Below are 14,707 nucleotides of genomic sequence, written 5' to 3'. Positions count from 1 at the left end.
AGCATTTTAATGGATAATTTACAAACTCCTGCAGATAAAACACCTATAAAAGTTAATATAATTGTACCTATGATTTTATTTTTAATGATTTTTTCATTAGTTATAGATAATTCTTTTAAGATTATTTCTCCTGAATTAGTGAATTATTTTGGAGTATCAGCAAGTACAGTTAGTTGGCAAGTGACTTTATCTGGATTGGTAATTGGTATTGGAGCTGTAGTATATGCAGCATTATCTGACTCTATAAGTATTAGAAATCTTTTAGTAGCAGGTATAATTTTAATTTGTACAGGCTCATTAATTGGATATGTAGTTCATGAAAATTATTGGTTAGTAGTGGCAGCTCGTGTTATTCAATCTACAGGTTTAGGTGCTACAGAGACTTTATATCTAATTACAGTAGCTAAATATTTAAATCCTAAAGAGCAAAAGAAATATATGGGATTTAGTACGAGTAGTTTCCAGATTGCAACTGTTATTGGTTTATTAACGGGTGGATTTATTTCTACTTATTTACAGTGGCATGAATTATTTTTAATACCATTATTTACACTTGTATTAATACCGTTTTTATGGAAATATTTACCAAAAGATAGCGGCAGTAAAAGTAATGTAGATATCATTGGTATGATATTAGTAGCGATTACAGCTACATCTATATTGATATGTATTTCTTCTTTTGATTGGTATGTATTTGGCGGATTTATTTTATCTGTAGCAGTATTTTTCGCATATATAACTAAAAATAAAAAGGCATTTATCAGTATAGATTTCTTTAAAAATAAATTATATGCTAGCGTTTTAATTGTAGCATTTATAATCTATTCATTGTATGCTTCATATGCTTTAAGTTCATTTTCGTTCTTATTGACTGAAGTATATAAAGTAAATTTAGATACTATATCGTTAATGTTTATTCCAGCATGTATTTCAGCAGCAATAGTTGGCGCATTATCAGGAAAATTTAGCAAATATTTTTCAAGTAAACAATGTGTATATTTAGCTATTGCAATGATAATATTAAGTGTATTTGTAAGTATTTTATTAATTGGACAGCCAATAATTTTATTTACAATTATAATAGTTATTTTTTCCTGTTTTTATGCTTTTATGTATGCACCACTTATTGATATAGGATTAAAATTAGTTCCTGTAGAAAACGCAGGTACAGCATTAGGTTTTTATAATTTATGTATTAATATTGCGATGTCGGTAGGTTTTACTTATTCAGCATATTTTATAGATAAAAAAGATTTAATGTTTAGTGTATCTTCATCAGATTTAGTAAATCACTATGCAGGTGTTTTATTAGGAGTAGGCATAGTTGGTTTAGTGGGATTATTGATATATCATTTTATTGTAGTTAGAATTCTAAGAAAAGTTGATAGATAAATATTAATTTAATAAAAAACAGCCTCTGAAAATTAATTATTTTTAGGAGGCTGTTTTTTAGTTTTATATCATAGATAAGAAATATTGATGAAATCTTAAATCATTAGTTAATTCAGGGTGAAAAGAGCTTACAAGCATATTTTTTTGTCGTGCAGCTATGATTTTATTATCTAAAGTAGCTAAAATTTGTACATCTTTACTTGTTTTAGTGATGTAGGGAGCACGAATAAATACTAAAGGAATAGGCATATTTTTATCTATGGTAGGAATTAATAAATTGGTAGAAAAACTATCTAATTGAGAGCCATAGCCATTGCGTTTAACTGTTATATCCATAGTTGCAAGATGCGTATTTGTTTGATTTTCAATATTTTTAGCAAGCAAAATTAAACCAGCACAAGTGCCAAATACAGGTAAACCTGAAATGATTTTTTGCTGTAAAATTTCTTTTAAGCTAAAATAATCAAGAAGTTTTCCTATAGCTGTAGACTCGCCACCAGGTAAAATAAGCCCATCAATACAATCTAAATCTTTGGCTGTTTTTACTATACGAGTTTTTGTATGTGGTATTTGCAATAAGATTTCTTGATGTTCAGCAATAGCCCCTTGCATACCTAAAATACCAATTATTTTATTCATATCACATTACCAGCCACGTTTTGCCATTTGTTGTTCTTGAGGAATAGTATCTATTTCTATACCGACCATAGCTTCACCGAGATTTTCTGATATTTTAGCTAGTTTTTCAGGATCATTGTAAAAAGTAGTAGCTTCGACAATAGCTTTTGCTCGTTTTTGTGGATCCCCGGATTTGAAGATACCAGAGCCTACAAATACACCATCAACACCTAATTGCATCATTAAGGCAGCATCAGCAGGAGTGGCAATACCACCAGCTGCAAAATTAACAACAGGAAGTTTTCCATGTTCATGTACATAACAAACTAAATCAAAAGGTGCTCCCATTTCTTTAGCGATATGCATTAACTCACTAGATGTGGCAGATTTTACTCTATTAATATCTTTTTGCATAGTTCTAAAATGACGAACAGCTTCAACGACGTTTCCAGTACCTGCTTCACCTTTTGTTCTAATCATACTAGCACCTTCACCAATTCGACGAAGTGCTTCACCTAAATTTCTAGCACCACAAACAAAAGGAATATCAAAATCTTGTTTATAGATATGATTTTCGTCATCAGCTGGTGTTAAAACTTCTGATTCATCAATATAATCAATGCCGATAGCTTGTAATATTTGAGCTTCAGCAAAGTGACCAATGCGAGCTTTTGCCATAACAGGGATAGAAACAGCTTCTTTAATTTCTCGTATCATTTTAGGATCTGACATACGAGCAACTCCACCTTCACGACGTATATCAGCAGGTACGCGTTCAAGTGCCATAACTGCAACAGCACCAGCTTCTTGAGCTATTTTTGCTTGCTCTACGTTGGTTACATCCATGATAACTCCGCCTTTGAGCATTTGTGCAAGATTTTTATTTAAATTGTAACGATTATTCATGATAGACTCCTTTGATTGTAGTATATTAATTAAAATGATAAAATTGTATCAATACAATATTTAAATTTGCAAATTAAATTTTATAAATTATAGATAAAGGAGAAAAAAATAGCAAGAATGAAGGATAAATTAATTGAATTTGTATCGATACAATTAGACAAAGATTTAAAAGAGCCTTTATATGTACAATTATATGAGCAAATAAAATTAATGATAAAACAGCACTTATTATCACCAGGGTATAAATTACCAGCTGTGCGAAGTCTAGCTCAAAATTTGCAAGTAAATCCAAGTACAGTGGTTAATGCTTACAAAGAATTAGAAAAAAATGGTTTTATTTTTAGTAAGCGTGGTAGCGGAAGTTATGTGGCTGAACAAGTGATTAATACTATTGATGAATTAGAAGAGAATAATCACATTCCCATTGATTTAACTGATGACTTAAAAATTTTGCAAGGTCAAAAAAATGTGATAAATATGAGTACGATATCCTTAAATCCGGATATGATTTCCATAGAGACTTTTAAGCAAGTGGTAAATAAAATTTTGGAAAGAGACAAAGGATATGCATTTACATATCAAGACAGTCAAGGCTATTTGCCACTTCGCCAATCGATTACTCAAGAATTAGCGAAAAAAAGGATAAATACAACGCCAGAATACATTCAAATTATTTCAGGTGCACAACAAGGCATAGATATAGTGGCACGTGCTATTTTAAAACATGGAGATATTGTATTTGTAGAAAATCCAACTTATCCAGGAGCGATAGCGGCTTTTCGCTCTTGTGGGGCAAAAATTATAGATATTAAATTGACAAAAGAAGGTATTGACTTAGTTGACCTCGAAAATAAATTAAGGAAATTTAGACCTAAATTGATATATGTGATGCCTAATATTCAAAATCCTACAGGTATATCTTATACAAAAGCTAATTGTCGCCGTTTAATGGGATTGGCTCGTTTTTATAATGCTTATATTTTGGAAGATGATTATATAAGTGGTCTTTGTTATCAAGAAAAATCTCCTATACCTTTAAAAGCGTATGATACAGATGATCGAGTGATTTATATTCGCAGTTTATCAAAGATTTTCATGCCAGGATTAAGGCTTGCTTATTTAATCATGCCTCAAGTATTGGCACAGACTTTATTAAATGTAAAACATATTTCAGATATAGCAACTTCTGGACTTACACAGAGAGTTTTTGATTATTATTTGCGTGAAGGATTATGGCAAGAACATTTAAATTCTATTCGCAGTGTGTATAAAACACAATTTGAATTTGCTCTTAGAATGGCAAAAAAATATTTGCCTAAAGATATAGATTATTTAAAACCACAAGGGGGATTATCTTTGTGGCTAAATTTGCCGGATAGATTAAATGCAAGTGAGATAATTGAAAAAGCTAGAAATGAAGGGGTAATAATTTGCGATGGTGCACCATTTTTTGTACGCAATGCTCCCAATAAACAAATACGTTTGAGTTTTGCCACTTTATCTTTGGCAGAAATAAATACAGGGATAAAAATAATTCAAAATATAACTAAATATTAAAGGGGGAATACTTATGAAAATAGGTATTGCTGGAAACGGCAAAATTGTACATGAAATGATAGGAGCTACAAAAAATATTCAAGATTTAGAAATTGTAGCTATATGTAGTCGACCACAGAGCAGACAAAAAGCAGAAGAAATAGCAGATAAATTTAATATCGCTAAAATATATACAGATTATAATCAAATGCTAGAAGATGGCGAAATAGATTTTATTTATGTAGCTGTAGCCAACAATGTGCATTATGAATATACAAAAAAAGCACTAGAAGTAGGGAAAAACGTCATTTGTGAAAAACCTTTTACCATTACAGCAAAACAGACACAAGAATTAATAGATTTAGCTAAAGCTAAAAATCTATTTTTATTTGAAGCTATAACTATTTTATATGCGCCAAATTATCAATATATAAAAGAAAATTTAGAGCAAATTGGTCAATTGCGTTATGTTCATGCTAATTATGCACAATATTCTAGCCGTTATGATAGATATTTAAATAAAGATGTAGCTCCAGCATTTAGCCCTGAACATGCAGGGGGTGCTTTATATGATTTAAATATTTATAATTTACATTTTGTTATGGGCGTATTAGGCACACCAAAAGAAGTTATTTATCGACCAAACCTTGGTTTTAATGGCATAGATATTTCAGGTACAGCATTATTAGATTATGATGATTATACAGTAGTATGTAGTGCAGCTAAAGATTCTGAAAGTATCAGCGGAATTGTATTTCAAGGTGAAAAAGGCTATATGGAATTAGTAGGAGCACCAAATGCTTGTGCGTTAGTCAAAGTTCATAAAAAAGGTGAAGAAGAAATTTTGATAAATAAAGAAAAATACAATCATCGCATGGTCAATGAATTTGTAGCCTTCACAGAAATATTTAAACAACAAGATTTAGCTACTTGTTATAAAACATTAGAACATAGTTTAAATGTTATGAGAGTATTAGAACAAGCTAGAATAAGTGGCAAAGTAGAATTTAATATTTGATGAAGATATGAAAAAGCCTATATCAGCTAATTTTATATGCTGATATAGGCTTTTTATATGAAACAATCAATTATTGTAGCATAGTTTAGAAAAGGTGTATATTTAGTTGAAATATTAAGGCAGATAGAGTTTTCATGAATTTTTTTAGATTTTTGAAAAAATTTTATGAGTTTATGCCGGATTTTGTTTTTTATAGAGGATATATATTAAAAAGGGATAAATAATATTGGTTTTAGAAGAAAGGTTGATTGTTTATGAGTAAAATATCTTTAAAAAATAATATCTGTGTAGTTGCTAAAGTTTCAACTAAATTTAAAAATTATTTGGATTACTATGTACTCATTCCTAAAAGAGGTTATAGATATGCTTTTAGCAAAAAGTATAAGAAAAGTTGTTATAATTTATGTAAATCGCCGATATTACTTAATAAAATATTGTATAATCGAAGTAATGACACATCTTTAATGATTTTGAAGAAATATTTTAATCATAATATATCGTATCTTGTTGATTATCTTGAATTAGATGATTTTGTTTTAAATAATGAGAAAAAGAACAAATATCATCGAGTTGCTTGATTTTTATAAAATAGGTAATTTATATGGCACTTGTTTTGCAAGTGCCATATAAGAAGGAAGTATAAGATAAAGATAGAAATATTATAAATAACAAAAAAATAAGGCGGTGTAATTATGGTTAAAAACATAGTTTTATTTATAATGAGTTTATATCGTGATGATAGTGTTGAGAAAGAATACACAGATGATAGTAATTTATTTAAAGCTAATTGCAAGCATACTAATGAAACAGCATTGAAGTATATAGCATGGAAATTAAATCAAGAACAGCAACAGATAGATGAGATATATGCTTTTATTTCTGAACAAGTGCGAGAAACATCTTTAGATAAATTTAAAGAACTCATACAAGATGAATATTATAAAGATAAGATAATTGATGTACCGCTTTATAACAATGGAGAAATGAAAGGCTCTTTTAAAAGCATATCTGAAATGTTTGATAAATTGCAGGCTTATAAAGAAAAAAATCCTGATGATACAGTAGTTATCCATGTAGATATGACTGGTGGTTTAAGACATGCTTCAATGTTGATGTTGGCATTGATTAGAATGTTGAAATATATAGGTATGGAACTTGGTTTGGTTTTGTATGTGAATTTTAATACTGCAAAGATAGAAAATGCTAGTGATATCATGGATATGTTTACACTACTAGGTGGAGCAGAAGAATTTAATTCATTTGGCAGTGTAAATCAAATTCAAAATTATTTTGACAAGTTAAATAGTAAAAAACTAAGAACAAGTTCTTCAGCACTTGAATTATTATTAGAAGAGATGAGAGATTTTTCAGAGGCAATAAAAGTTTGCACAAATTATAAAGATATGACAAATGTATTATCTTTATTAGGAGAAGCTTTAAGTATTTACAAAAGAATAATAAAGCTAAAGGCTAATAGATTGAGTGAACAAGAATTGTTTTTTGCTAAATTAATATTAGTAATAGAGAAAACATACGCAGATATATTGCCTAAAGATAATAAGCCTAGTAGTGTACCTGCTATTATAAAATGGTGCGCTAAAAGAGATTTTTTACAAGCAGCAATAACTTTTTATACAGAATGGATACCAGTATATTTAATTGAAAATAAATTAGTAATAATAAAAGATGCTTCTATTGAAGAAGAATGTAGAAAAAATAAAGCTTGGTCAAACTGGCAAGTTAATTTTTTTAAAAACTATAGAAAAGAAGAAATACAAACAAATACGGAGAATATAGAAATAAATGAGTTAACTTATAATACAATTAGAATATTGATTGATAGAGGATTATCAGCTACAAAAATTTTAGGAAAAATAAAAGGAAAGAATAAAATTTTTGATAAATTTTTAGAAGAAATAGTAAAATTTATTAAACAATTTGATAAAGCCTCAGAAAAACTTCGTTTTAATAAAAAGGTTGATAGCCTAGCAAAAGATAATGTAATAAAGTATATTTTAAAAGAGAGTATGCCTAAGAACCATTTAGGTGATTTTAAATCATATTTGGCAAAAAGAGTCAGTCGTGAAGATGGTAATTTAGAAGCAGTTATTTTAAATGCTGTTAAAAATGTTGATAAAGATAAAATAATAGCATATTTTGGGTTAAAAGAGGATAAGAAATTAACTACTGGAGAAAAATCAAAAGAGCGAAAAGAAGTATTCAAGGAGATGTTAGAAAAAAATATTATAGAGACAAGATTGCCTAAAGAACGATTATTACAATTTGTAGAAGAGTATTCTAATTATGTTAATGATTGGCGTAATCAAGTTAGTCATGCTAATAGTTTGGCAGCTAGTAGAGAAAGTAATTTTGATATAGCACAGGCAATAATCAATAGTGTTAATTTAATAGATGAAAAATTTTAATAAAAAAAACGGCATGATATCATTTTTCATGCCGTTTTTTGGTAAAAATAGGTGATAGATATAATATAACAATGATGAGGTGATATTTATGAAAAAATATGTAATGATAATAGTATGCCTTTTGTGTAGTTTATGGTGGGCAGTAGCATCAGCACAATCAGTAAATGTATCTGGTCATGGTATGAATTATGATGAAGCAGAAAGAGATGCACTTAGAAATGCAATAGAGCAAGCGGTCGGTACTATGGTAGATTCGACTACATTGGTCAAAAATGGTATGTTACTTAATGATGAAATTTATAAATTTTCTAAAGGTTATATCACCAATTATCAAGTGATAAATAAAAGATGGCTTGAAGATGGTTTGTATGAAGTTAATATTTTAGCTGATGTGGATACAAATCCTAATTCGAAATTGATGAATGAGCTTACAAGACTGGGTATAATTAATCGTCAACTTCGTGACCCAAAGATTGCGGTTATAATTCCTGAATATCATATCAGAGCTAAAATTCCTGACCCTGCTGGTGAAACGGCTGTAATCAATAAATTGATAGAAGCTGGATTTAGTAGAATAGTGTATGCAGAAGGTATGAGAGATACCATTGGCAAGTTAGATTATTTGACAAATCAAGATATGCAAAATATCGCTAATAATTTAAATGTAGATATATTAGTAGTAGGTGAAGCTTTTAGTGAGGGTGTTGGTGATGTAAGTAAGTTTATTGGTAATGGCAGAGGAAGAAATACAGGGATTTTATCATGCAATGCTCGTTTAGAAGCTAAAATCTTTATAGCAAAAACGGGACAAATAATTTCTGCTAATGGCACTTATGGCAAAGCTGCTGATGTAACAGAATTTATAGCAGGGAAAAAAGCATTGAATAATGCTGGTGAAAAAATGGGAGATTATATTGTAGAAAAGCTTTTAAATTATGGTAGTGAAAATACACAAAATATAGAACTAAAAATTATAACCACTGATTATAATAAAGTGAATATGGTAAATAACGCTTTACAGAATATTCGAGGAGTAAATTCAGCAAGGGTAAATAGTTATAATGAAGGTACAGCAACTATTAATATAAAATATTCAGGAACACCACAGAATATTTATAATCAGTTAATTCAAAATGTAAATTGCAATCTTAAACTGCAACAAATTACGTATAATACTTTAACGATAGTAGTATATTAAGTTTTATTTACCAGCCGAAAAAGTAAAAAGCCTATGAAATCAAGCATTAAGAAGGATAGGCAGAAAACTGAAATCGGCTGGTAAATTTTCTATGAAAGATTGAAAAATAAGGATATATAAGATATAATGAAGAAAAAGAATATTGATTTTACTGCGGTTAAGCATTAACATTGTACGGTCTCCCGTCTCTCCTAGAATAAGCATCTAGGCACGCTGATATGGGTTAAGCATTAACATTGTACGGTCTCCCGTAGAAATTCGCTTGCCTGCTTTTTACATGGACGCAAGTTAAGCATTAACATTGTACGGTCTCCCGTATGGCCATTATTTCTTACCTCCTAAACTTTTTATGTTAAGCATTAACATTGTACGGTCTCCCGTCCAATTCCTTACGAATATCATTTGTAAAAGCAGAGTTAAGCATTAACATTGTACGGTCTCCCGTTATAAGCAAGTGCTCCTATTGTCCAATGTGGTCGAGTTAAGCATTAACATTGTACGGTCTCCAGTGACCATATAAATACTCAAGTTGATGATACTGATGTGTTAAGCATTAACACTGTACAATGTAATTCAGATTGTAGAATAATGCTAAATTAATTTATGGTGAATTTTTGATTAATATTAACAAGTGATGCTTAGCAGTAAAATGAAAGAAAGACATAACTTAGATTAAAAGTTATGTCTTTTTTTATAAAAATTTTTAAAAACTGTGCCGAATTTTGGAAAAAGTAGGGGATATATATAGTAAAGATTAAAAAGGGTGATGAAAAAATAAATAAATATTAAATTTAAAGGTAAACTAAAATTTTATGATTAAGATTGGAGCTAGTATTATGAAAAACAAAGCAAATGAAATTAAAACAAAAATTTGTATTCCAAAGGGAGCTTTCGGTGGGAATTGTTCAGGTTGTCGGTATTGGGAAGAATATAATAGAGACTCAAGCGGTAGAGCATTTTGTAGTTATTATGATGATTGGTATTATCCATCAGAAAGACGAGGCTGCTTTGCTCGGAAGGAATAAAAGAAGATGAGTTTTGCCAGCCGAAAAAGTAAGAAGCCTATAATATCAAGTCTTAAAAAAATAGGCAGAAAATTGAAATCGGCTGGTAAGATTTCTATGAAAGATTGAAAAATAAGGATATATAAGATATAATGAGGAAAAAGAATATTGATTTTACTGCGGTTAAGCATTAACATTGTACGGTCTCCGCCACATATCACCTTCACTACAGTGGTTAAGTATTAATATTGTACAATGTGATTTAGGTTGTAGAATTATGCTAAATGTATTTATGATGAATTATTGATTAATATTAACAAGTGATGCTTAGCAGTAAAATGAATGAAAGAAGACATAACTTAGATTAAAGTTATGTCTTTTTTTTATAAAAATTTTTAAAAAGAATGCCAGATTTTAGAAAAAGTAGAAGATATATATAATAGAAAGCAATAAAAATGTAAATAGAAACACTCCTTTTAATTTCGGTATAGGTTATTTGATAGCTTATACCGAAAACTTTTTTTAATAAATAATGCCGAATTTTAAATTTGCTAGGTAATATGTATAGTAGAGATTAAAGATGATATTGGAAAAATAAATAGGAAATAGAAAAAAAGATATAACATAGATAAAAAATTTTAAAAACAATGCCAGATTTTAGAAAAAATGGAAGATATGTATATTAGAGAATTGATGAGGTGGTAATCATGAAAACTTGGATGAAAAATTTAATTTTATCAATATTGGCTATAATAGCAGTAATTATTTTTCATGAACAAATATGGCAGGGTATATTATATGTTTTAAGTTTTTTTCTAGGTTTAATAATAGATTTTGTCAGTCTTTTAGTCGTAATTGGTGTCGGTATGTATATTATCTTAGATTTACTTAGTTAGATAAAATTAAAAATTTTTATAAAAATTTTAGAAACTTAATGCCGAATTTTAGAAAAATAAGAGTATATATATAATGAAAGGAGGTGATAAGGAAAAAATTTAATGGTTAATGGTTAATTTTTATTGATTTTTTTTATGGAGGTCTTATTATGAAAAAGTATTTTGTACAATTTATCAGCTTAGCAGTATTTGTCATGATTTTAGGTACAAGTCTTGTAAGTGAAGCGGCAATGAAAACTGTAGCAGTAGGTAATTTCATTGACGGTACAAACAGTAGATATGGCAAGATGATTTGCGAACAATTACAATCAAGTATTCAAAATGGATTAGTGCAAAATAAGAATTATACAGTAGTAGAACGTAGTAATCTTGACCAAATTTTTAAAGAATTAGGTTTACAAAATTCGGGTGTAGTGGATAGTTCCTCCGCTATAGAAATCGGTAATTTATCTGGAGCCGATTATACCTTGATGGGCAAAATTGTAGAAGCAGAAGTAAATCCATATAATAATTTTGCTTATGAAGGTTTAAAAGGCAAGGTAGCGGTTTCGGTGCAGATTGTAGATAACACAACTGGACGCATAATAAGTTCTGATATGATATCTGATACTGATAGCAGTGCTACTAAAAATAACTTAAAGAGTTTTATCAAAAGTGATTTAGTGCCAGGTCATATGAGTGTAAATCGCGATAGCCTTATTTATAACGCAGCAGAAAAAGTAGCTAATAAAGTCTTAGAAAGGATGAATGATATGAATCCTTTAGTAGGCATGGTAGTCGCAGTTAACACAGATGAAGATACTGTAACTTTTGATTTAGGATATGATGATGGAGTAAAGGAAGGAGATATTTATACGATTTATACTGAAACAGAACCAATAGTTCATCCAGTAACAGGAGAAATCCTTGGCGTTGATGAAAAATATGTAGGTACTGTTAAAGTTGAAGAAGTAAGAAATAATCTTTCAATAGCTAAAATAAAAGATTGTGATGTAACCCCAATGAAAAAAGACAAAATAAGAAGAGGGGAATAAATAAGCTCCTCTGAAATTTCGGTATAGGTTATATTTCATAGCTTATACCGAAATTTTTTAAAGTTTGAGTAGAATAATATGCCGAATTTTAGATTTGCTAGGTAATATATACAGTAGAAATTAAAGAGGGTGATTAAAAAATAAATAAATATAAAACTTAAAAATAAACTAAAATTTTGTGATTAAGATTGGAGTAATCATTATGAAAAACAAAGTAAACGAAATCAAAACTAAAATTTGTATTCCTAAAGGATTTTTTGGTGGAAATTGTTCAGATTGTATTCATTGGGAAGAATATAATAGAGCTTCAGATGGTAGGGCATATTGCAGTTATTATGATAATTGGTATTATCCATCTGAAAGACGAGGCTGTTTTGCTTATGAAAGAAATTGGTAAAAATTAGTACTCCTTAATTGATTTTATATAGAGTTATTTGTATTTCATGAGCATAAGTTACATATAGTAGCTTATGCTCAAAATTCTTTTAGTTTTTTATTTAGATTAAAAGGTTAGAAAGGATGCATTTTTTATGAAAAAAACAATTATTACTTTTGTATTATTAGCTATGGTAGCATTAGTGCCTACAGTAAGTTTTGCTAGTGAAAATTCAAATAAAGCGATAGAACAACTTAAAGATGTATCATGGGGTGAAAGTTATCATGAATTTTCCACAAAATATTCAACAACACCATTATTATCAGTATACGAAATAACCTTGGATAAGAAGATAAATTTATATGGTCAAGAAATGGATAGAAAAGCTAGAGCATATTTTGGTGATGATAAATTATTTATAATGCAATATTGTTTTCCAGAAAAATTGACCGATGAAGAATTTGACAAAGTAACTGAGATTATGAATAAAGAACTTGGTGAAATAGTAGCAAAACAAGAAAATAATATATTAGGTGAAATGAGAGGTTGGAAAGATGATGATAAGCTTGTTGCATTAAGTAAAGAAGGTATTTATTATTTAGATTTCAATTTTCTGGATACAGATGAGCTTAGTTCATTGGAAAAAATAAAATCTTTAAATATTAATAATAAATAATAGGATTGTATGAAATCATGCACTTTAGAAATTTTTAGCGATTTTTAGAGTGCATGATTTTTATACATAAATGTTGTTTTAGTTGTAAATAGATCTGGAGGAATTTTTATGAAAAAAACATTAATAGTTTTAACTAGTGTTGCTTTATTTAGTTTTGGTGCTGGTATTTTACCAGTTAATACTTACTTTGCACCTATAAAGGCATCGGCACAATATCAAAATCCAGCTTATACGCAGACTGAAACAATAACAGCTGATGGCTATGGTGTATTACCGCAAAATAGACCATTTGGTCAAGCAAAATTAATGGCAAGAAGAGCAGCAGTTGTAGAAGCTCAACGTAATTTATTAGAAACAGTAAAAGATGTAGCTATTGATTCAGAAACAAATGTAGAAATGTCTATGACTTTAAATGATACTATACATTCAGAAATTAGTGGCGTTATCAGAGGTGCTAGAGTAATAGATGAAGAATATATCCCTGAAGATGGCATTTATCGAGTTACAATGTCTGTGCCAATGTATGGTGTGGGAAGTTTAGGTCAAGTGGTTTTTGATAATGTAATCGGTAATAATCAAAAAGTGCCTGTGCCAGCTCCTAGTCCAGCATATAATCCATCTACTCAACTCAATGGCAATTATACCGGTCTTGTAATCAGAGCTAGAGGTGCAGGTCTTGTCAGAACTTTTTGCCCTGCTATTTATGATACTTCGGGTAGAGCTATTTATGGTGTATATAATGTAGATAAAAAATATGCAATAGATTATGGTGTTGTCGGTTATGCTCAAGGACCACAAGGCTGGGATAAGGTACGCATGGGAACTTCTCGTGCGGGCAGTAATCCTCTTGTAGTCGACATTGTAGAAGTTCGTCAACGTGTGGCTAATAAATGTGATGTAGTAATTTCCGTAGAAGATGCAGATAGAATATTAGCAGAAAATAGATATAGCCATTTTCTTGACAATTACGCTGTAATGTTCGAGATTTAACAGATATTGAATTGAAACTATAGCCTGATGAAATTTTCATTGGGCTATTATTTTATCAAAAATAATATTTAATTTTTTATAAACTTAAAAAAATCATGCTGAATTTTAGAAGAAGGAGGAGATATATATAGTAGAAAGAGATAAAGAAATATAAATTAGATAAAAAATAAGAAGGGAGAAATTATTATGGATAAGAGATTTAAGCGGTAGAGTATATTGCAGATATTATGATGATTGGTATTTATTCATTAGAAATACGAGTTTTGCTCGAAGAGATTGAAACAAAATAAAAATTTACCAGCCGAAAAAGTAAAAAGCCTATAATATCAAGCATTAAAAAAATAGGTAGAAAACTGAAATCAGCTGGTAAAATTTCTATGAAAGATTGAAAAATAAGGATATATAAGATATAATGAAGAAAAAGAATATTGATTTTACTGTGGTTAAGCATTAACATTGTACGGTCTCGTCGCTGTATCCACGTGTCCAGTCATTATGTTTAAAGAATGGTTAAGCATTAACAATGTGTAATGTGATTTAGGTTGTAGAATTATGCTAAATGTATTTATGGTGAATTTTTGATTAATATTAACAAGTGATGCTTAGCAGTAAAATGAAAGAAAGACATAACTTAAAT

General features: G+C 29.3%; 13 protein-coding genes and 1 CRISPR repeat array. Of the genes, 11 read left to right on the top strand and 2 right to left on the bottom strand.

Annotated elements, in window-relative coordinates:
- The first annotated feature begins 9 nt into the window (after positions 1 to 9).
- Positions 10 to 1,392, top strand: a complete 1,383-nt coding sequence (locus F553_RS0102385) for an MFS transporter (RefSeq protein ID WP_018998843.1) — start codon at positions 10 to 12, stop codon at positions 1,390 to 1,392.
- A 63-nt stretch (positions 1,393 to 1,455) separates the two neighbouring features.
- Here F553_RS0102385 and pdxT read toward each other — a convergent pair whose 3' ends face one another.
- Positions 1,456 to 2,031 carry a pyridoxal 5'-phosphate synthase glutaminase subunit PdxT gene (pdxT, locus tag F553_RS0102380; RefSeq protein WP_018998842.1) on the bottom strand — a complete coding sequence of 192 codons (576 nt, stop codon included), beginning with the start codon at positions 2,029 to 2,031 and terminating at the stop codon, positions 1,456 to 1,458.
- Positions 2,032 to 2,037: 6 nt separating this feature from the next.
- Positions 2,038 to 2,916 carry a pyridoxal 5'-phosphate synthase lyase subunit PdxS gene (gene pdxS, locus F553_RS0102375; protein WP_018998841.1) on the bottom strand — a complete coding sequence of 293 codons (879 nt, stop codon included), beginning with the start codon at positions 2,914 to 2,916 and terminating at the stop codon, positions 2,038 to 2,040.
- Positions 2,917 to 3,033: 117 nt separating this feature from the next.
- Here pdxS and pdxR point away from each other — a divergent pair, with 117 nt between their 5' ends.
- The 10 genes from pdxR (at position 3,034) to F553_RS11620 (ending at position 14,070) form a co-directional block, all read left to right on the top strand.
- Entirely contained in the window at positions 3,034 to 4,473 is a 1,440-nt protein-coding gene (pdxR, locus tag F553_RS0102370) for a MocR-like pyridoxine biosynthesis transcription factor PdxR (RefSeq protein WP_018998840.1), read from the top strand.
- A gap of 13 nt (positions 4,474 to 4,486) precedes the next feature.
- Positions 4,487 to 5,470, top strand: a complete 984-nt coding sequence (locus F553_RS0102365) for a Gfo/Idh/MocA family protein (RefSeq protein ID WP_018998839.1) — start codon at positions 4,487 to 4,489, stop codon at positions 5,468 to 5,470.
- 692 nt (positions 5,471 to 6,162) lie between these two features.
- Positions 6,163 to 7,896 (top strand): TM1812 family CRISPR-associated protein, encoded by a 1,734-nt coding sequence (locus F553_RS0102355; RefSeq protein WP_018998837.1) that lies wholly within the window; start codon positions 6,163 to 6,165, stop codon positions 7,894 to 7,896.
- A gap of 88 nt (positions 7,897 to 7,984) precedes the next feature.
- Complete coding sequence (locus F553_RS0102350) at positions 7,985 to 9,094, top strand: LPP20 family lipoprotein (RefSeq protein ID WP_018998836.1); 1,110 nt, start codon at positions 7,985 to 7,987, stop codon at positions 9,092 to 9,094.
- 156 nt (positions 9,095 to 9,250) lie between these two features.
- A CRISPR array of direct repeats spans positions 9,251 to 9,604; the repeat unit is 30 nt; unit sequence GTTAAGCATTAACATTGTACGGTCTCCCGT.
- A 302-nt stretch (positions 9,605 to 9,906) separates the two neighbouring features.
- Positions 9,907 to 10,119, top strand: coding sequence for a hypothetical protein (locus tag F553_RS0102340; protein ID WP_156809614.1), 213 nt, complete (start codon positions 9,907 to 9,909; stop codon positions 10,117 to 10,119).
- A 686-nt stretch (positions 10,120 to 10,805) separates the two neighbouring features.
- Entirely contained in the window at positions 10,806 to 10,994 is a 189-nt protein-coding gene (locus tag F553_RS0102330) for a hypothetical protein (RefSeq protein ID WP_018998833.1), read from the top strand.
- A 149-nt stretch (positions 10,995 to 11,143) separates the two neighbouring features.
- Positions 11,144 to 12,028 (top strand): CsgG/HfaB family protein, encoded by an 885-nt coding sequence (locus F553_RS0102325; protein ID WP_018998832.1) that lies wholly within the window; start codon positions 11,144 to 11,146, stop codon positions 12,026 to 12,028.
- Between the two features lie 202 nt (positions 12,029 to 12,230).
- Positions 12,231 to 12,425, top strand: a complete 195-nt coding sequence (locus F553_RS0102320) for a DUF295 domain-containing protein (RefSeq protein ID WP_018998831.1) — start codon at positions 12,231 to 12,233, stop codon at positions 12,423 to 12,425.
- Positions 12,426 to 12,558: 133 nt separating this feature from the next.
- Positions 12,559 to 13,080: a hypothetical protein gene (locus tag F553_RS0102315; RefSeq protein WP_018998830.1), complete on the top strand. Its 522-nt coding sequence runs from the start codon at positions 12,559 to 12,561 to the stop codon at positions 13,078 to 13,080.
- A gap of 108 nt (positions 13,081 to 13,188) precedes the next feature.
- Complete coding sequence (locus tag F553_RS11620; RefSeq protein WP_018998829.1) at positions 13,189 to 14,070, top strand: LPP20 family lipoprotein; 882 nt, start codon at positions 13,189 to 13,191, stop codon at positions 14,068 to 14,070.
- Positions 14,071 to 14,707 lie beyond the last annotated feature (637 nt).

This window comes from Megamonas rupellensis DSM 19944, from assembly GCF_000378365.1.
Taxonomy (GTDB): Bacteria; Bacillota; Negativicutes; order Selenomonadales; family Selenomonadaceae; genus Megamonas; species Megamonas funiformis.
This window is presented reverse-complemented; position numbering and strand designations above follow the sequence as displayed.